We start from the raw sequence: 19,860 nt of genomic DNA on the forward strand, positions 1-19,860 counted from the left end.
GAACAAATAATTGATTCAGGCATTCACCCGCACCAAACTTTTTTCACCAACCAGTGAGAAACGATTCGATATAGTTGGTGTCTTAATTAACGTTGGTGACATCAATTCAACAAGGTAAAACCAAGAATTATGCACCAGCGCAATCCCCAAAATCAGCCGTTGTTTTGTTCCTTTGTCGTGAGAACAGAGGATCACTCTTTCGCCCAAAACGAAGGCAGGTTTTTGCACTTTGATGGCTTCTAATTCTCCCGTCCCGATGATTTGGTTCTGTGTAGCGTGGAGTATTTCTTTACCGCAATCAATTGAGTAAATCCAACATTCGTGTTTCCATTGCATACCGCAGCAATAACCGAACGTTCTTGTGGTTCTGAGGTATACTCTCTCCAGTAAATTGACCTCAACGGGTGGAATTGTTCCACGCCAAGGTGGAGAAAGATACCAACTTGTTTGAAGTGCGTTAATGTGGTCAATCATGACGTTTTTCTTTGTTGAAATAAAACTCTTTTCAGACGTTCAAAAATTAGTGCAGCGCATTGGGGGACAATGGCATTGCCCAAAGCGATCAACTGTTGTTTGTGTTGTCTTCTGATGGCTTGGTATTCTGCCCAGAGTTGGCGATATTCTTGTTGGCAATAGAGCGTAAGCGCTGCAATTTCTCTACGACTGAGCCGACTGAAGCTGGGGACTGTGGCAGCAGTAAGGCAATCTGTAAGTCCTGCGTGGGTAAGGAGACATCTGTCCAACCTTGTGGGAAACCCATCATCGCCTCCACTAAATGTACGTTGAGCGATCGCTCTGGCTTTGTATTCAACTGAGTTGTCACTTTGTGATGATCTCTGGAAGCTGCAATGATCACCGCAGCCGACAGATGCAGTGTTTGTCCGCTCTTGTGTGTACTGACTCCAGGATGTACCCCGTCTTGAGCTTTGGGAGTGGGCAATAATCCAAACTCGTTCTCGCAAGTGGACAGCCCCCACTTGGCTTGCCGAAACAATTCCCCATTCGACATCGAACCCCATCTGGGCAAACTGCCACAGTACGGTACGGAGAAATTGACCCGATTCAGCAGTGATGAGTCCGGGAACGTTTTCCACAATCGCCCAGTCCAGTCGAACTTCGCAAATGATTCTAAAGAATTCTCCGAACAGGTTACGGTCATCTTTCGAGGCAAGGCGTTTCCCCTCGAGGCTGAATGGAGGGCAGGGGAGTCCAGCGATGATGCCGTCAACTTTTGTAACTCCGACTCCGTAAAGAGACTCAGTTGTGATGTCATGAATGTCTGGAATAATTGGAATATGCGGGAAGCGTAGATTTAGAACTTGTTGGCAGTAAGAGTTAATCTCGCAAAAAGCCACGGTTTCAAAACCGCCGCTAATCAGATGACCGAGGGTGAAGCCGCCAATACCAGAGCAGAGGTCAAGAACTTTTTGAATTTTAAAGGGAGTGATTGGGTCAATCATGCACGTCTCCCCAATAAGTAATTAATTGCTTCAGTATCAAGAGCAGCAACACGTTTTTTAATTGATTGAGGCGGGTTGTCAAAAAACTGTTTGAGATGAGAAATTCTGACTTGATAATGTCTGGCAGAACGCTTAGTAGCTTTGAGCCATCCTCTTCCTACCCATCTAGATACAGTTGAGAAATTCAATTTCAGAACTTGGGCAATTTCCTTGCAGCTATAATTGTCAAGTGTGGGACGGGCTGAATAACCTAAACTATTTAACTTCAGATAAATTGCAACTGGTGTGCGATAGAATCCTCGTCTTTTTAAGCTTGAGGCTATTTGTTTGACTGTATAGACTTCAGCTTTTTCTTCAATAATTGCGAGTTCCTCATCAGTCCATTTGATACTCATTTGATTACCTCCTTCTCTGAAGAGATAGAATTGGCGTCTGCTTGTCTTTGTACAATCCGAGCCGTAATAGATTCAAAGTCAACTTGAAAGATGTTCATATCTGTGGACATTGCCCCAGTGTTATAGCGGTCTACGATGTGCTGTTTAATTGCAGATTGATTTAGCCCATCAGGAATATTGATGTGCGCTTCACTGATGATTTTTTCGACTACTGTGACGATGACTTTCATGGGTAATACCTATCTGATTAATTGAGGATTCAGAAATTACTCTGAATCCTGTATGCTGATTTACACTGCTCCAGCTTTTGCAGTTTGCACCTGTTGCATCCATGCACTGATTGCTGTTAACTCATCAGCACCACTAGCAACAGCATCAACAACTTGGTTTTGATATGAAGATTCGGCATGATTTGGATATTCACACTTATCTGCTGCCCAAGCCAAACACATGGTTTTTACCAGTTCATTAATCTTGGTAATATGAAGTAGACTTGGGCGGTCAACATCCTGAAATTCCAACCACTCTTTGACTAAATCAAGTGGATAATCAAGCAAGGTGCGAATATTTTTGATTCGTAAATCTTGAGGATGTACTGGTTGAGGGACTACACTAAGTTTTGGTGGAGTCAGTGGGGGTTCGGGAATCGAGTTTGAAGTTGCACCCAATAAAGATTGGATGTCACGAATGATAGTTGCCCAATTCAAATCTCTACTCCATTCCCTGTAAATTTTGGTTTTGGTTGCAGCATCGTAAAGATTACAGAAAACTGTGTTTTCGTCGCCAGCATTAGCAACAATAATCAGTGGTTTGGAGAAATCTTGAATTAATGATGCAGCGAGAAGGAAGCTTTTGGCGAAATTGGTTTCAATGCCAGTTCTCACTACATAAAGTTCATCGGCACTCACGACAATATCGAGCTTCAGATTGTCCTTGCCTTTGAATTCTTTAGTGGTCAATCGGAGTTCTGATAAGTACCCAGTTAATGCTCTTTGGGGAACTGGAATTTTCTTCTCTTGGCTGATGTTGAACTTATACCAAACGAAAGATTCGCCATCTACTTCCCCCTGATTGACATACAAATAGATGGGTTCGGGAGGGTTGCATAAACCTAGTTTGATTTCAGTAACCATGTTTTGTTGACCTGTGCAATAATTAGTGGTTTGTAGCGTAAACTTTCAGCGCTTTACGATTGCTTGAAGAAAAGCTGATATTCAAGCAATCGCTTTTCTACTAAACAGAAGATTCAGGGTTACGCTCTAGCTCCCATTGCAAATAAGTGAGCGCAGTGCTAGCATCGGCAACGTTTAAATCAGGTTGATATCCCAAGTCCAGCAGTTGTCTGTAGTCTGGGTGCGTAGCAATTTCAGATATCAGGTTTTGGGTCTGTTCAACTAAGTGGTGCAGATTGGGGTTAGACATTTCAATGCCAAGCCGTGAACATAAATCTTCTGCTTTCACTCCCATGATTCCTGGTTCAATCTCGGTTTCTAACTCTTCAAGCAGGGATTGAAAATTTGGGTGTTCATCGTTAATTTCAATCTCGAATAAATCTGCACACTTTGTAACAGTAGTTGCCCAATCGGGTAAGGGCTGGGCAATGGTCTTAGCGTAAAGTTTCATAATTGGTTCTTCTTCGATTAAGAGTTAAAAATCCTCGGCAATCTCCAACAAAAAACCGCGTCCCGTATTCTGTATTTGCACCAGTTCTCTATCTAGCAGAGTTTGAATAACCTTGGCGGAGAATTGGAACTGAAGCCGATGCAAAGGAACACAACCACCGCAAAGTCGAATCGAATGCAGCAAATGATTTGCTCTACGGTCAAAGGTGTTGTCAACCGTCTTAGGCATTTGTGAAACCTCTGGTTAATACGGCTAACTGTTGTTTAAGAATATTTATCTGTTGTTCGTAAAACTCAATCTCTGTGGTAATTTCTGAGAATAATTCTTCTGGTGTAAGCGGTTGAATTTGATCCTCTTTCAAGTACGAGATTTCATCAGAATTTTTGTTAGGCATCAGCACATAGCGCCAGCCAGGATCAAATTGTTCAGCCAACTCTGTACCAGATGGGTAGTAGTAAAGTCCTAGAATCGTGCCTTGTTCTGTGCGTTGCTCCAAACCAAAGCGAGGGTAGCCCCAGTGTTGAGGGATTGAGATTGTGGGTTGCATAGATGAATAGGTGAATGAAGGGAATGTGTTTTAGGGAAAAGGGAAAGGGGTAAGAGGGAAAGGAATGAAGAAATTTACCTTTTCCCCTTTCCCTTTAACCTTTTCCCAGGCGAAGCCCAAGATTACGCTGTAACTAACTCCGTTCTCTCCAGCAGTCGTTGCAATTTATTGCCAGTTAGCTGTTCTAAGGGTTGGTCTAAAAAATATTCATCAAAAATGGATTTGCCATCAGTAGACACGTCCACCCTCGACAATGAGCGCACAGCATCAAACACCGAGTTAGAATACTGCTGCTGGGTTGAATAACGCTTCTTCACCCACCAGTTCCTGTCAGTGCATCCGACTTGCCCCAGTTTCACGCCCTTGTTGTTGTAAATGCCATCATCGAGAATTTCAAACCCATAATTCTGGCACTCGTTGAAGATATGCGCCATGATTCGGTTTTCAGTAGAAGAGGAAGGCATGGGGGCAGAGGCGCAGAGGGGCAGAGGAGAAAGTTGTTGTAGGTTTTTCCCCTCTGCACCCCTGCTCCCCTGCACCTCTGCTTTATCCTGCACTGGTAATGAACCGTCTTTGTAGTGAGTGCAGATGAAGCGATCGCAACGCATTAGAGTATTAGCACGAAATACTTCTTTGTCGTTGACTATGACTACCCAGGGTTGCGTTAAGTGGTTGTCGTCATGGCTGATGCTGGCTATGAGCTGATTACCAGCGTAATATTCGTGATGGTCAAACGAGATTTCGACTATTGTGAGGGGTTCGGGAGCTACAACTTGGGCTTGGTCAGCGATGTAGTTGTCGAGTTCGGCTTGGGCGAGGGCTTGTTCGTCGGGGGCAGCAGGGGCAAGTTTCTGAATCTTGCTTGCCTGGTATTTAGCGATCGCACTAATCCAAGAATCCTTGCAGCGTTTGTCGCTTACTTCGACTGTACAGGCGATTTCGCTGTAGATTTGCTTGAGTCGCGCAATCGATTTCAGTTGCAGCTGTTGATGGCTGTAAATGGTATGTGTCATGATGGTATTTCCTGTACGAATGTATGGGTTTTTCAAAAGGCGATCGCTTCCAAAGTTTCCGAGGCTAAGGGCGGTTGCCTTTTGTGATAGTTATATTATGATATTCTGCTAACTGATTGTCAATATGCTGATTAGCAGTTATTCTGTTAATTGATAGCCTGTATGTTGATTGGCTGTTATTCTGTAATCAGATAAGCGTTAATGGAGGTTAATCATTAAAAACGTGTTAGCAGTTTGGATGGAAGCATATATTGATATTTCGCAATGGTGGCCCAAAACAGAAGATGGTAGCCTCTTGTCTGTCTACGCAGTTCATAGGCAGTTTGAGGGTAGCCCGAATGAAGTCACTAGACATACCTTGACTGTCGCCCGTGATGGCAGGCTAAAAAAAGCGGATATCGATAATTTGGTAAAACTAGCAAGGATTTGCTCTGTGCTGTCTGGAGAGTTAGTAACTGTCAATGACATTGTGAAAATTCAAGAGGACTCGTGAAGATGATAATGCTCCACCGAGTTCAATCCCAGAGCATTATTACCATAACTCACCACATACTTAATCTATTTGCCATTGATTTTGAGCAAATACTATTGAATTAAAGGGGTGGAATGATGGCTAAACCATCTTCTAGGCGTAAAAAAGCCACCTCTGCCGCAGAGATAAATTCAAAATCACTCAGTAACTCTGCAAATGAAGATATCTCTGTTGAGGAAAATCCATCTACAGCAACAATTACGGTTAGTGCTGTTGAAGTAGAGGAATTGACCGACGAGGAACAAAGCGATCGCCTGCACTTAGAGCGCCGTGTAGAAAGAGCAGTTTTTGAAGCTGGCAAAGCGCTGATGGAATTGCGTGATCGTCGGCTGTACCGTTCCACCCACAGCACTTTTGAGGAGTATTGCAAAGACAGGTTTGGATTTCAGCGTCGTCATCCTTACAGATTAATCGAAGCTTCGGCTGTGTTTGATAACTTGATGAAGATGTGTCCCAATGGGACACAAACTGAAAATGAATCGAGCGACGCGGAAAATTATCCAATTGGGACACAAACTGAAAATGAGGAAATGTGTCCCATTGGGACACAAATTTTGCCTACGAGTGAACGCCAGGTTAGACCGATAACAAAACTGGAACCTCAACAGCAATGGGAAGTATGGCAGACGGCAGTGGAAGAAGCCGGAGGTAAAGTACCATCTGCTAGAGTTGTAGGCGATGTAGTACAACGGATCATGGAACGTACTAAAGCGCCAAATCCTTATCGTGTTGGGGAAGTCTGCCAAATTATTGCCAAGGATAATCCTGATTTACGAGGAAAAGGGGGATGCTGGGGGATAGTCAACCATGTGGGTGAATTCAGTTGTACAGTTACAATGTGGGATGGAGAATACACCGTGAGAATCGACCATCTCAAGCCACTGAATTACCTGGAGTCGGAATGTCAGCAGATGCAGCTCCTTTGCGATCGCATCAGTAGATTACGGGAAAACGAGAACTTGGAAGAGGCAGCCCTTACTGTGCTGAAGCATCTAGGAGAACTGAAGCGACCGTATTTGACTGCGGTGGAGGAGAAGCTGTTGGGTTTGATTGAGCTAGAATACGGGCTTATAGATCAATCTCCACAAACTCATAGACAATAATAAATACACATCTTATGATTATGGAATCAGTTTGAGATTTGGCAAGTCGAAGCGGGGTCAAAAACCCTAGGGATCTGCCAAAATCGCCAGAACCTTGACAATCAAATAGTTTCACAGTTTCAGTGCTAAGGGAAGTTGAGAATTGGTCGCAATAATAGCGGCTGAAATCGACCTGTTTTTGAGGTCTGCCAAAATGCTCCTCAGAAAGCTGACTCTCGTTAAGTTTCAGCACCAAACAGTTTCCACGAACCATTACCCCGAAAGGGGACTGAAACAGATTCTTCTGCCTCCTCCACAAAAGTTAAAGTGCAGTGTAAGGTTTCCACGAACCATTACCCCGAAAGGGGACTGAAACACAATAATAATTTAATGTACAGATCGCCGGAATTCCGTTTCCACGAACCATTACCCCGAAAGGGGACTGAAACTTTGCCATTTGAAGCCGAGACTGACGTTCAACATTATTGCAGGTTTCCACGAACCATTACCCCGAAAGGGGACTGAAACAAATGCTCCACTATTATCCGTCCAAATTGTTGAAGCGTTTCCACGAACCATTACCCCGAAAGGGGACTGAAACCTAACTAAAAACTACAGCCAAGGGTCAACACTAACATTCAGGTTTCCACGAACCATTACCCCGAAAGGGGACTGAAACACGCAGCAAATTGAACTACTAGCTGAGGTCTTTGAGTTTCCACGAACCATTACCCCGAAAGGGGACTGAAACACAAAATTGCATTCTTGGCGATCGCGGTTCAACTGTTTCCACGAACCATTACCCCGAAAGGGGACTGAAACAATATACTCTGGTACGTTGAAATAATCAATTTCTTGGTTTCCACGAACCATTACCCCGCAAGGGGACTGAAGCTTTAATGATGTAATTTGATGATCAGAGGGAATCTGGGGATGATAAAGGACGCGATCGCAGCAACAATTTGATTTTACTTTTGATTGTGATTAACCCATCTGCTCTGATATTAGCTTTGGGCTGACACCAGCCGCGTTGATGTTAAATCGTGTACCAAAATTCGCTATCTCAGCAAGCTGTTAGAAAAGCCACTGTTGTGGGAAAACTGAAAGCAAGACCAAGATGTTGTGTTAAAGACATTGGCTCTAATTCGTCAGCCGAACGCTACAAATTGCGCGGTTAGGTAACAGGAGTGACAACGCATTCATGAGTTAGTTAAATAGTATTTTTGTACTATTTTATTGATGAATCAATGCTTACTGCTAAAATCTTCTGAAAAGTCAGGGTATGTTAAGTTAACAATTATTGATAAATAAAATTGCAGTCGCGCAATTCTATTAAGGGTTATATGGAAGACTTATCTATTATTGAATTATTTTATACTTATTTGGATTTAGAAGTTAACAATGATAATCAGATATTTCGTATAGGATTAGTATCCCCTAATTTAACAAAGGATTTTTTGGAAGAATCTTTAAACCAAGCTTACGAAGAAATAAGGAAGCTAAAAAATAGTAATTTAGCAGTATGCGGTCATAACTTACGCCGCTTTGATTACCCTTATCTAATTGAGCAAGAACCTCAATTATCTTCTTGGCATATAATTGACACTTTAGAACTATCAATACTCGCTTTCCCCCTACAGCATTCGCATAAGCTAAATAAAGACTATAAGCAAAGTGAATATTCAAGTAATAATCCTCTAGAAGACGCACAGGCAACTCGATTATTACTTGGTCAACAATTAGAAGCACTATTTAAAAAGCCTGATGAAGTACAACAGGTATATATTTGGCTCCTAACTTGTGGTTGCGATGATGCAGACCTTGCATATCAACAATTTTTCAGCGATCGCCTTGGTTTGAAGATTGAACAACCCGCCATAGAAATGCTGCCAGAAACAATGTTAAAAGGAATAAATCAATCCTATTTGCAGCAGATATGGTCTAGTCCACAAACTTATAATTTTGAGACAAGATTATGCGTGGCGGGATTAATGGCTTGGAACTATGAGTGCAATACCAATGAATCGAAGCAGGTTTTTTGTGATTGGCTCAGACATTTAAATGGTTTCCAAGCTGTACTTGAGAATTTGCGTCCTTTAAGTACAGATGAATTCGCTATCAGTTCTTACTTGGAATATTTTGAAATTCCCAGTTTTCGACCTTTACAGGAAGACGCTGTTCAAGCAATTATTAATAATGAGCGTCCGCTTGTTCTGATGCCTACTGGTAGTGGCAAGTCCTTATGCTATCAACTGCCAGCTTTCATGTTCCACGAAAGGCACAAAGCGCTGACTGTCGTGATTTCGCCGCTACAAGCATTAATGGCGGATCAGGTAGCAGATTTAGAACAAGCTGGGTTTTTCTTCGCCACCTTCATTAATGGTAATCTCTCAGCAGCAGAACGCCGCCAACGACTTGAAGAACTGCGTTTTGGCTCCAAAGGTCTGCTGTATATCAGTCCTGAGCAACTGCGGTCAATGAGTATTCGGGCATTGCTAGAACAGCGTCCTCCGGTTCTTTGGGTGATTGATGAAGCTCACTGTGTTAGCCAATGGGGTCACGATTTTCGACCAGATTATCGTTACATACCGAAATTTATTCGAGAATTATATCAAGAGCGGCAGCTTGCAATGCCTTTGATGGCTTTAATGACTGCAACAGCAACAGTCGCAGTTGTTGAAGATATTAAAAAGCTATTTGCCAAATACCAGTTAAATATTAATCGTACAATTAATGGGGCAACAACCAGAGAAAATCTAACTTTTAATGTGATTCCAGTAGCAGGGAATAAAGAGCAAATCTTACTGGAACAAGTTAAAGAGTCCTTAAAGCTTGGTGGTAGTACGCTAATTTATACAACGACACGTAAGAATGCCGAAAAACTAGCAGAACTTCTTAAACAAAGTCATATTGAAGCTAAACATTATCACGGGAAACTTAGAAAAGAACAAAAACAACAAGTTCTGCAAGAATTCAAATCAGGTAAATTAAACGTAGTCACTGCAACTTGTGCATTTGGGATGGGTATTAATCGCAAGGATGTACGAGTAGTTATTCATCATAGTATGAGTGCAAACTTAGAAGGTTATATTCAAGAAGCTGGACGGGCTGGGCGTGATGAAAAGCCAGCAGTTTGTACTTTACTATTTGACCCAAAAGATGCTGATACAGTTTTTCACTTGCAAAGTTTAAACCAACTAAGCGAACAAGAGTTGAAAAATGTCTTCATCTCAACCAGACATATTCGCGATCGCACTTTTGGGAGTGCTAGGGATGATTGGTTTTGGGTGACAACTAATGAAATCTTTCAAGAGGGTGACTTTGATGAAGAGTTTGGGGAAGATTCAGATCAGCAAAACACTAAAATTAAAGTAGGTCTGCATTACCTAGAAAACTTCGGTTTATTAGAACGAGCTGAGAATTTTTCAAGCTTTATCCAGTTTGAATTAAGCCATGATACCTTTACTGAGTCTGTAGAGCAGTTTGAAAAGTACAAGCAGATGAAGAAGTTATCCCAATTTGAGGCAGATAACTTTGAGCGGCTGATTCAGGCAATGCACGTAGCTAAAGCTTATTGTAGTAACAATGATGAACCGTTTCCACTAGATCGTCTCAGTGATGAAGCTGGCATTAGTTTACATGACCTGACTGCTAGAATTCGAGAATTGCAAAGGGCTGAAATATGTTCTTTTGAAATACCAATCACACTTGTGATTACTAAAGGTGTAAAAGGAGATGCCCGCAATAAACATGAACGTATTCGCCAGTTAGAAGACCAACTGCTCAAAGGACTTAGTGAGTTGTTTGGTGATGAAAATGAAATACAGATAAATCTGCGTGGGCTTGCTTCACGGCTTGATCCAGACAACAGTAAAAAAATTAAAGCATCTAGTATTCTAGATATTTTAGAAGGATGGGCTACTCAAAAATGGGTCAAGTTAAAGCGTATTACTCGTGACGTGGTTCGATTACAAGATATAAAAGTTGCAGAACACTTACCTGGGCATAAAATTTTAACGACAAGTGTATTAGAAGTTTTATACCAAGCTTTAGAAGATAAAACTGGGGCAAGGTTACCTCTCAAGTGCGAATTAGGAAGACTTTCAAAAGGAGTTATTGAAAAAACTCAACTTGATTGGGATAACAAAGAATTAGAATTTATTCTTTTATGGTTACATCAAAGAAAAGTTATTCGTTTAAGTGATGGACTGAATCTCTTTCAACAGTCGCTAAAAATTCGTGTAATAAAAAATGCAAGGATTTCTACAGTAACGCGCCATTATCCTGAAGTTGAAGCTCACTATGATAAACAAACCCGCCGCACTCATTACATGGTGCAATATGGAAAACTTAAGTCAGCAGAACAGCGTCAGCAATTCGTTAGTGATTACTTTGGCACAAATCAAGAAGAATTTATTTCAAAGTATCAATTTTCGGCACAAGAGATTACCAGACCAATTCTTCCAGAAGAATATAAGCGTATTCTAGAACCGCTTAACCCTGCTCAAAAAGAAATCGTTCTTGCCTCAGACCCAGCAATAGCAGTGATAGCAGGCCCTGGCTCTGGTAAAACAAGAACTATTGTTCACCGGATTGCTTATCTTGTAAAGGTTAAGCGAGTTGAGCCGAAGCGTATTTTAGTTTTAGCTTACAACCGTAATGCAGTTAGGGAATTACGGCTGCGGTTGCGGAATCTTCTTGAGGAACAAGCATCTCAAATTCAAGTTTTTACATTCCACGGTTTAGCACTAGCACTTTTAGGACGCACAATAGGCGAACAGACAAAAGCTCAAGCCATAAATTTTGATCAGCTTTTGGTAGAAGCTTATGAACTAATAGAGAAAGGCGAAGAACTTGAAGATGCAGATGAAGATACTCAAGCGCGACGAATTCAATTATTAGGAAAATTAGAATACATTTTTGTTGATGAGTATCAAGATGTTAGTGAAAAAGAGTATCGCTTAATCAAGTCAATTACAGGATTAAATGACTCAGAAGATGAAACTAAGTCGGTACAAATTAATCTTTGTGTAATTGGAGATGACGACCAAAATATTTTTGAATTTAATGGTGCTAATCCGAAATATATTCTTCAATTTAAAGAAGAATACAAGGCAAGAAGATTATTGCTGACTGCAAATTACCGTTCTACAGAAAATATTATTGAAGTTGCTAATAAGTTAATTCAAAAAAATCCAGAACGATGTAAACAGGCTCCAGAAGAACAAATTCATATCAACCATGAGAGGCAGGGAACTAAGGGACAGCCTGTTGTAGCTTTGCAATTCAATAACACATTCCAGCAGGCAGGGTGGATTAAAGATAAAATCCAAACATGGCTTGATTCAGGTATTTCCCCAAATGAGATTGCTATTTTAGCACGTAACTGGGATGAACTTAATCCTATAAGATTGCTATTAGAAAAAGAAAATATTTCTACTTATGCCTTGAAGACTAATACTATACCTCTAGTCAAGAATCGTTCTACTCATCTACTAATTAATGCTTTAAAGAAAGACTATAGCCTAGTTTTAAATCCTGAAGAATCAGTTCAGCAAAGATTTGAGGACTTTTTTGAACGTACTGGTCGTAGCTTAACAGAAACTACCGTTAAAACCTTAATCAATATCGCTATAGATTTAGATCAGGAGCGAGGCTATGGGTCTGAAAATCTGGCGCTGCCCATTAGTGTTGATGAAATATTAACTGCTATCTTTGAGTTTAATGAAAATGGTGAATATTTTATAGAAAACAAGTCAGTTCTAGTTACTAGTTGTCATGGCTCAAAAGGTTTAGAGTTCCGTAAAGTCATACTATTAGGTAATGGGTTTCAAGCTAACACTGGCATAATCAAATCAGAACGTCGGCTATTTTATGTCGCTATGACTCGTGCAAAAGAAGAATTAATTGTTTGTTATACTCAAAAGAACAATTTTGTACAAGATGCTAGTTTAACTCCTCAAGAAACTATTTATCCTGAGATTCAACTTCCTCAATTACTTTATTACTTTGATTTCACTCCAGGTGATGTTCACTTAGGATCTCAAATTACTCAAAATCAACAGAAAAGAATTAAAAACTTAATTGAGGGTAGTCCAATTGAGCTAAAAGCTAACTCTTCTGGAAATGGTTGGAGCATTTTTACACACCACAATCAAAAAATCGTTTGTTTATCTCACAACGCAACAGAATTTTTAAGAAACAAAGGAATTCAAGCTGGTCATTTTGAATTCCAGAGCCATGAAGTGACAGTTAAATATATCTACCATCACATAAAAAAAGATAAGATAACAGCAGAAGTTTTAGAGGATTGGTTTGTTGTTATTCCTCAAATCCGAGTATGCAGAAGCTTACCGAATCTAAATCTATAAAATTTCATTAGGAGGTACAAAGCTAATGGATATATTGTTTTTCTGCCTTTTGTCCATGATATTCGTCCATATGCTCGTATACCTCCTCTGGAAACTGTAAGTCCTTGTAAACGTTACAAGCATCTGGATTATCAGGATTTGGGCATATAGGAAATTCTTACTGAGACTGGCATTGAAGAACACGCTCACGCCGAGGCGGGTTATAGTCTTTACCTTGCACAAAAAAAGTTACACCCAAAGCAAAGATAACAGAACTATTTTCAGGTTTGTCTGTATTTTAACCTCTGCAATGACGGGGAGTAATCACAAAGCATCAGTGCGATATATGGATTCAATCAACTCCTCAACTTCTTCTTCATTTAAGCATTGTTTGATTTGAGAATTGAACCACTTTATCTCTTCGGATTCTGTGTTTTGGACTTGGTAAACCAGTAATGTTCCTGCAACACGGGCAAAAGTAAGGGGTGATGGGGAAAGGTGGTTAAGTAGATCGGATGCATTCTGGTATATTTGCATGACTGATGTATCATCTAAAGGAGATCCCAATTGAGCGGAAAGCTGTTTTAGGTTCTCTTGAATAGACAAATCAAAGTCTGGCTCTTCTTCATGTGAAATAGGGTTACTCATAAACGCTGACCAATTAATGCAATAAATTGACGATTTGGCCTGGCTATTTCGGCTCGAATCTCTACCACTTTGTCACATTTATTGGGTATCTTCATCGGCTAAAAAGCATAACTGACGAGATTAACTTTCAATCTTACAGGTAACTGAGGAAAACATTTTTATAGCAAGCAATCATTATAAATTAATTTTTTCTGGCTATGTTGTAGTCTTACAGGCTGTAATCATCGATCCACTAGCTAGTAGTTCGCCAAGGAAACTTGGCGGGGTAAAGGGTAAGGGGAAAAGGGAAAAGGTTTTAATTTTTTCCCCTTTTCCCTTTTCCCTTTTCCCAGTCCAAACATAGCAATTTTGGGTTGGCAGACTACTAGTAATACTCGCGCTCACCGCTTCTATGAACGTCTTGGCTTCAAATTTATTCAATATCGACGATTCGGTGACGATGAGTGCTTTGTTTATCGCTTGAGCCGAACAGATTGGCATCATGAAAGTGAGATGTCCAAATGATAATTTGGCTGACTAAAGAGGATGATTTTTTTCTAGTACTCAAGTTGTGTGAATGACTAACACAAACAAATAATTTAAGGTAAAATGGATTTTTGGAAATGTAAGCTTATGCTTGTAGCTAATGCTCCTGTAGGAGTAGAGCGATCGCCCCAACATTCCCCTACTCCTGCACCATCACTACCAATTTTTCCAGCAGCGCCTCAATGATGCGCTATACCTCTTCACCTGTGACTTCAGCTTTAGTAAGACATCGTTTTTTGTGAAACTGGGCTTAGTCATTTCCATCTATTAAGCGACAACGGCTTTGGGTCTTGCAAGCAAGTTGAGAAGAACGCTCTCGTACAATAGTCGCTAAATCTGGTCGTCCTGTTAAGAAAAGTCGCCAATCAGCCCAAATCCCATATAGGAAGTTGGCAATAGTACCGATAACTGGTAAGGAAGTTGCAGCATAGACCCAACCCATCCCTAGAATTTCGTAAATGCGACGGAAAACCTCAACATCTTTAACTAGTGTTCCATCTGGCAACACAGCATGAATACGCCCCATTGCAGTTTCATAGTTAACACCGCCATGTGCTTGGGGGTTGTAGTCATCAGCTGCAATATCTACAAACGCCACCAGCCCTCGACCCGCATCCCGCTTCTTCAAAAAGTTAACCTCACGCAGACACAAGGGACATTGACCGTCATACAGCAGTTTGATTTTCCACGACGGCAGAGTGGATAAAGGCTGGTCTTGAGAGTTGTTACAACCGTAAGATTGGATTTGTGGTGAGGACATTTCGGGATCTTAACTAAGTTTATTTCCTTACATCAAGCGTAACGCCTCTCTTCATTAATAAATAATGCCTAATATGAATTACAAACGTCTCTTCGTCTTGTATATTTTTGAAAATTGCTACTGGAACGATCATCAGTTGGTTATGGGCAGTCGCGATTAGCAAGAGTTAGTTTCTGTTTTGCTTCATTGCTCAATGCTTGTGCTGGCACTTCACCTTGTTTCACTTCCGGGGCATCAATTCCACAAAGTTCAACTGACATTTGGCTGCCATCGGTTTGGCGGACTGTAATGCTGTCCCCATCTGCCACTTGTGTAGCTATCCATTGTTCGGTAAGGGCAATGGATGGCTGGTTAGTTCTTTGAAAAATCGAGATAACGATGATGGTAGCTCCGGCGATGCCTGCGGCGGTAAACTACGCAGTTAAGATTATGGTAGTTCTCCACAATGGCTTCATGTTGCTACATCTATTGTTGCAGTATAAGAAATTACCATTTTAACCGCACTGAACATTTATTAGTGATTGTTTTTTCAAGTTATGTAAACAAAGTTCAATATTGGTTTTTCCTAAGCTTAGAGCGATGCGTAGCTTGCTGCCGTAAGCATCGGGAGATTTTCACTTGATAGCAGGAGTCGTTCAACTATGATACCAGAATCACTAATCCGCTTGTTTGCCAAAGCATTCATTCCAGGATTCACGTCAACTGTAGTGATTTTATGAATACTACAAGGATAGTAAGCCAAATTTAATCCAGTTCCAAAACCAATTTCTAGAACTTCTCCTGTTACATCAGCTAACAATTTCTGACGATATTTAGCTAAGTTTGGAACTGACAAACTCCAGTCGAGAAGACGTGGAAAGATAACTCGCGAATACAATCCCATAATTCTTAGCCCTTGACAATTTAATTTTATGTTTAGTAGAGACGTTGAGCGAGGAAATCTGTGGAACAGCGGATTATTGTTGCTATTGTTTAGTTATCTTTTATCTCTAAACTTTGCCACAGATACCAACAGGCAATAGAACGATAGGGTTTCCACATTTGTCCTAAATCTTCTACAGTCTTTTTATTAGGAAGTTCTGCTAAACTATAAACTCTGCGAATCCCTGCACGAATACCTAAGTCATCAACAGGTAGAACATCAAGCCGATGTAAACGAAACATAAGCAGCATCTGCACCGTCCAACGCCCAACGCCTTTTATTGGTGTTAAAGCTTCGATAATTGATTCATCTTCCATTGCCTGCAATTGATCTAGCGTAGGCAATCCATCTAGAACTTTTTGGGCAAGGTCTTTCAAATACAAAACTTTGGGGCGTGAAATACCTGCTCCTCGCAAAACGTCATCTGGGGTGTTGAGAATATCTAAAGCGGTAGGGAAAGGGCTATGAGGATAAAGTTGCAAAAATTTGCTATGAATGCTCCCAGCAGCCTTGCCGGAAATTTGCTGGTAAAGAATTGACCGAGATAGAGAAAAGAGCAAGTCTCCAGTTTGTTGTACTTGATAGAGTTTGCAATCTCCAATAATTTCTATTAGCCTTGCCAAGATAGGATCTGAATGTTTGAGAGTTGTAATCGCAATTGAATAATCCATTAGTTTATCAGCTAAAACCTAAGCGTTTGCCCTCTCATTGAATCATCCATTCCCAAGGACATTAAAACAATTTGCAATTATGTTGAAAGTAACGGGGATTTAGTTTAGGTATCAAAACGAGTTGCTTGATAGAAGCAGGGAAGTTAAACCCCCAAACTTTACTAAAAATAAAATACTTAATGGTATTATAGTACAAGTGGACTATCAAAAGCTTTGGCGTTATTTGGGACAGTAATATTTATTAATAATTCGTAGTTAAAAAGTGAGGAATGCGCTTTGGCAAATTATAATTCCCTACTTTTATAGTAAATGCTTGAAGTCCAAAACAGAGCGCCTAGTTGTAGGATGGCGTATGCCGAAATCACAAAAACTAGAAGAAACTTTATCTATTCTTGCCCGAATTCGACGGCATCCCACAAGTGAAGAAGGGATCGTAATTTTACGCCAAGTTCTTAAGAGTAAATATTCTATGGCTGTTGCCCAAGCAGCCAAGATAGTCGGCGAATCCACTATTACTGAGTTGGTTGGCGATCTTGTAGAAGCTTTTGCTCGAATGATGGTCAAACCCGCACAAGTAGACCAAAATTGTCTTGTCAAGAAAGAGATAGCACAAACACTGTATCACTTAGAATACAGCGATGAAAACCTTTTTTTGCAAGGGATTCGACATATTCAGATGGAGCCAGTATGGGGAGGAGTTGAAGATACTGCTGCCCATCTTCGGGGTATATGTGCTTTAGGTCTGGTGAGAATGAACTACTCAGATGTAATGAATGAATTAGCCGATTTACTAGCTGATCCCAAACCAGAAGCAAGAGTTGCTGCTGCAAAAGCGATCGCCTACACAGGAAATCCCCAAGGTGTACCTTTACTTCGTTTAAAAACCCGCATCGGCGATCGAGCACCAGAGGTGATTTCGGAGTGCTTCAGTGCTTTGTTACAACTAGCTCCGGCTGATTCATTTGCAATAGTTGCTGGTTTTCTTTTTGACCCAAAGGAGCAAATTTGTGAGTTAGCAGCATTGACGTTGGGTGAATCACGATTAGAGAAAGCATTCGATCTTCTCAAAAATTGCTGGGGGCAAACAAGGAACGTGGAACTTCGCCGCACATTGTTACTAGCAATTGGGATGCTGCGACAAGATAAAGCAATAGATTTCCTGATTTCACTAGTGGCTCAAGGAAAAGACATTGATGCAAAAGATGCGATTGCAGCGTTAGCTATTTATCGAGAAGACCGTGAACTGTGGCAGCGAGTTGATCGAGCTAGTGAACAAAGAGCTAATCAATAGGGACTTTAAAAGAAAGCATCGAGGATGTAGGAAAGGGTGAAAGCCTTAGATGATAGCAAACACCTACCCAACATCTGGAAGGTTTGAGGCAATGATAATTCCTTTTCTGAAAATCTTTATATCACCAAATTAAATGAACTCCAGTAGTCAGAGATAGATTTATATTTAAACAGTAGCGCGACTCCAAGTTAAGTTGATTAAATCTAAGACGTAATCAACCGAATTATCTATATAATCTTCTGATTTTTCATTACCCCCTACACATAATTTACCACCAGTAATATAAATTTTATCTTGTTCTTTGTAGTAAGCTTTGTGATGACTAATCCATCCTGGTTTATTACCAGTTGTTGATAATTTTTCTATTTTAAATGTATGCCAATCTAATCTATAAACTGGAATTTCATTATAAATTCTTGCATCGGCATATCCTAAATTACCAATAATATATATGTATTTTCCAACTAATGTAGCCGAATGAAAATCAGTTGGCGGAAAAATATCTTTGGGATAACCGAAAATCTGAAAATTACCATCACCTTGATAAACTACAACATCGTTATATATACAAAAATCAGGATCGTAGTAGTCTTCATGCTCACCAGCAATTTCGACAATTCTGCCATCTGGTAATTGTGTAATGGTTCTGCCAAATCGCTCATAGCACCATGCTTTATCTTGCCAATTCTCTCTATCGTTAAAAATATTTTTGGCTGTATAAGCAGAACAACCCTCACAAACCATCGCCTGCCAAAAGGGGATTTTCATCAATTCTGGATTAGCTTTACCAAAGCGCGGATGTTTGCCAGCAAAATATTGTTTTGGCGATAGTTGTGATAATGAGAATTTACTGTTAGCAATGCCGGTCAGCGATCGCCGCATATCATCGTTAATATCGCTCACATCTTCGCCAACTGCAATTAACATTCTAACAATTTCCTTGTTTGTAGCTATCTTGATGGCTTTTTCATCGCAATTATTGATTCTGCTAGGGTTTGCGCCAGCTTCTAGTAAAATTTTGACGCAATCAGTAGCACCATGCTCTGCTGCGATTATTAACGCAGTGTTACTAAAGTCATCAGTGGCTTCAATATCAAATCCCTCTGCAATTAGCCACTGTAGGACTTCGAGCCTATTATTTTCTATTGCATACATTAACGGTGTTTTTCCGCAGTTTCCCACATCGTTGTGATTTGCTCTTGCAGCTAGGAGTAATTTGGCTTTAGGTAGTTCACCCACCTGAATACTCAATAACCAAGGGGTTCTATGCCAACAATCACGCACATCTTGATCTGCTCCTTGCTCTAGCAATAACAATACTTGCTCTAAGCTCCCAAAAACTATAGCGTGCATTAATTGAGTCCATCCCAGTTGCTCTGGGTTAGCACCCGCGTTCAATAATAATTTGACAGCATCAAATCTCCCAAGATGAGCAGCTACTTTGATTGCAGACTCACCATAGCTACTGATGCCATTGACAGCAGCACCTCTAGAAATGAGTAAATTCAAAGTTGATATTAAGTTTTGATCTTGCAAGATATCTCGACCATACATAGCATTGATTAAGACATCATATCCATTTGGGCTTTGATAGTTAATATCTGCTCCAGCATCCAGAATCAATTGGATTTTATCTAGATTTCCTGACTGCACAGCCAACCCAAGTACGGTATTTTGAGATTCTTGTTGAACAGCATTCACATTCGCGCCATGTTCCAAGAGGAAGCGAATCATATCAATACCTGCATTGGCGCTGCTAACCGCACACATTAATGGTGTTTGCTGGGAATACTCGTCTAGGCGCTCAATATCAACCCCATTGGCTATTTTACGTGCGACTCCTGCAATATCTCCCTGCTGTGCATAAATATGAATTTTTTGCATAATTTTTCTGAGTTAACTGGTCAACAAGAAAGTTGCGGATCTGAATCCCCGACTTTCAGAAGGCAGAGGGCAGGAGGCAGAAGGCAGAAGGAACCCACTCTTAAAAGGCTTGTCATTACCAACATCTTTTAAACTGACTGGGTGATAAAATCAGCAG

The 19,860-nt window shown here is 40.6% G+C and carries 18 protein-coding genes, 1 pseudogene and 1 CRISPR repeat array; of the genes and pseudogenes, 4 read left to right on the forward strand and 15 right to left on the reverse strand.

Going from position 1 to position 19,860, the window contains the following annotated elements; all coding sequences use genetic code 11:
* Positions 1–15: 15 nt before the first annotated feature.
* From RM368_RS12855 to RM368_RS12895, 9 genes are all read right to left on the reverse strand, one after another.
* Positions 16–474: a DUF1392 domain-containing protein gene (locus tag RM368_RS12855; RefSeq protein WP_322694405.1), complete on the reverse strand. Its 459-nt coding sequence runs from the start codon at positions 472–474 to the stop codon at positions 16–18.
* Positions 471–1,460, reverse strand: a complete 990-nt coding sequence (locus RM368_RS12860; protein ID WP_322694406.1) for a DNA cytosine methyltransferase — start codon at positions 1,458–1,460, stop codon at positions 471–473. The genes RM368_RS12855 and RM368_RS12860 overlap by 4 nt, the downstream gene beginning before the upstream one ends.
* Complete coding sequence (locus tag RM368_RS12865) at positions 1,457–1,855, reverse strand: hypothetical protein (RefSeq protein ID WP_322694407.1); 399 nt, start codon at positions 1,853–1,855, stop codon at positions 1,457–1,459. The genes RM368_RS12860 and RM368_RS12865 overlap by 4 nt, the downstream gene beginning before the upstream one ends.
* Positions 1,852–2,085, reverse strand: a complete 234-nt coding sequence (locus RM368_RS12870; RefSeq protein ID WP_322694408.1) for a hypothetical protein — start codon at positions 2,083–2,085, stop codon at positions 1,852–1,854. Before RM368_RS12870 ends, RM368_RS12865 begins: the two co-directional genes overlap by 4 nt.
* 60 nt (positions 2,086–2,145) lie before the next feature.
* A complete protein-coding gene (locus tag RM368_RS12875) occupies positions 2,146–2,988 on the reverse strand; it encodes a hypothetical protein (protein WP_322694409.1) in 843 nt (280 codons plus the stop codon).
* 100 nt (positions 2,989–3,088) lie between these two features.
* Positions 3,089–3,478 carry a hypothetical protein gene (locus RM368_RS12880; RefSeq protein WP_322694410.1) on the reverse strand — a complete coding sequence of 130 codons (390 nt, stop codon included), beginning with the start codon at positions 3,476–3,478 and terminating at the stop codon, positions 3,089–3,091.
* Between the two features lie 24 nt (positions 3,479–3,502).
* On the reverse strand, positions 3,503–3,706 hold the full coding sequence (locus RM368_RS12885; protein WP_322694411.1) for a hypothetical protein: 204 nt from the start codon (positions 3,704–3,706) through the stop codon (positions 3,503–3,505).
* On the reverse strand, positions 3,699–4,025 hold the full coding sequence (locus RM368_RS12890) for a hypothetical protein (RefSeq protein WP_322694412.1): 327 nt from the start codon (positions 4,023–4,025) through the stop codon (positions 3,699–3,701). The genes RM368_RS12885 and RM368_RS12890 overlap by 8 nt, the downstream gene beginning before the upstream one ends.
* 122 nt (positions 4,026–4,147) lie before the next feature.
* The gene (locus RM368_RS12895) at positions 4,148–5,038 is read right to left on the reverse strand and encodes a hypothetical protein (protein WP_322694413.1); all 891 of its coding nucleotides are present in this window, start codon (positions 5,036–5,038) and stop codon (positions 4,148–4,150) included.
* 223 nt (positions 5,039–5,261) lie between these two features.
* Here RM368_RS12895 and RM368_RS12900 point away from each other — a divergent pair, with 223 nt between their 5' ends.
* The 3 genes from RM368_RS12900 to RM368_RS12910 all read left to right on the forward strand — a co-directional run bounded on the left by RM368_RS12900 (position 5,262) and on the right by RM368_RS12910 (position 13,023).
* A complete protein-coding gene (locus tag RM368_RS12900) occupies positions 5,262–5,531 on the forward strand; it encodes a hypothetical protein (protein ID WP_069070655.1) in 270 nt (89 codons plus the stop codon).
* Positions 5,532–5,644: 113 nt separating this feature from the next.
* Entirely contained in the window at positions 5,645–6,673 is a 1,029-nt protein-coding gene (locus RM368_RS12905) for a hypothetical protein (RefSeq protein WP_322694414.1), read from the forward strand.
* Positions 6,674–6,911: 238 nt separating this feature from the next.
* A CRISPR array of direct repeats spans positions 6,912–7,547; the repeat unit is 37 nt; unit sequence GTTTCCACGAACCATTACCCCGAAAGGGGACTGAAAC.
* Positions 7,548–7,995: 448 nt separating this feature from the next.
* Positions 7,996–13,023: a RecQ family ATP-dependent DNA helicase gene (locus tag RM368_RS12910; protein WP_322694415.1), complete on the forward strand. Its 5,028-nt coding sequence runs from the start codon at positions 7,996–7,998 to the stop codon at positions 13,021–13,023.
* Positions 13,024–13,326: 303 nt separating this feature from the next.
* Here RM368_RS12910 and RM368_RS12915 read toward each other — a convergent pair whose 3' ends face one another.
* The 5 genes and pseudogenes from RM368_RS12915 to RM368_RS12935 form a co-directional block, all read right to left on the reverse strand.
* Positions 13,327–13,650, reverse strand: a complete 324-nt coding sequence (locus RM368_RS12915) for a hypothetical protein (protein WP_322694416.1) — start codon at positions 13,648–13,650, stop codon at positions 13,327–13,329.
* Between the two features lie 775 nt (positions 13,651–14,425).
* Entirely contained in the window at positions 14,426–14,935 is a 510-nt protein-coding gene (locus RM368_RS12920) for a thiol-disulfide oxidoreductase DCC family protein (protein ID WP_138506568.1), read from the reverse strand.
* 140 nt (positions 14,936–15,075) lie between these two features.
* Positions 15,076–15,243 carry a hypothetical protein gene (locus tag RM368_RS12925; protein WP_322694417.1) on the reverse strand — a complete coding sequence of 56 codons (168 nt, stop codon included), beginning with the start codon at positions 15,241–15,243 and terminating at the stop codon, positions 15,076–15,078.
* A 293-nt stretch (positions 15,244–15,536) separates the two neighbouring features.
* Positions 15,537–15,818, reverse strand: a pseudogene (locus RM368_RS12930) (class I SAM-dependent methyltransferase); the annotation flags it as partial.
* 89 nt (positions 15,819–15,907) lie between these two features.
* On the reverse strand, positions 15,908–16,528 hold the full coding sequence (locus RM368_RS12935; RefSeq protein ID WP_322694418.1) for a DNA-3-methyladenine glycosylase: 621 nt from the start codon (positions 16,526–16,528) through the stop codon (positions 15,908–15,910).
* A gap of 352 nt (positions 16,529–16,880) precedes the next feature.
* On the opposite strand from RM368_RS12935, the gene RM368_RS12940 reads away from it, so the two are divergent.
* On the forward strand, positions 16,881–17,819 hold the full coding sequence (locus tag RM368_RS12940; RefSeq protein ID WP_322694419.1) for a HEAT repeat domain-containing protein: 939 nt from the start codon (positions 16,881–16,883) through the stop codon (positions 17,817–17,819).
* A gap of 165 nt (positions 17,820–17,984) precedes the next feature.
* Here the strand turns inward: RM368_RS12940 and RM368_RS12945 are convergent, their stop codons facing one another.
* On the reverse strand, positions 17,985–19,703 hold the full coding sequence (locus RM368_RS12945; RefSeq protein ID WP_322694420.1) for an ankyrin repeat domain-containing protein: 1,719 nt from the start codon (positions 19,701–19,703) through the stop codon (positions 17,985–17,987).
* Between the last annotated feature and the right edge of the window lie 157 nt (positions 19,704–19,860).

The organism is Nostoc sp. DedSLP03 (genome assembly GCF_034530815.1).
Classification (GTDB): domain Bacteria; phylum Cyanobacteriota; class Cyanobacteriia; order Cyanobacteriales; family Nostocaceae; genus Nostoc.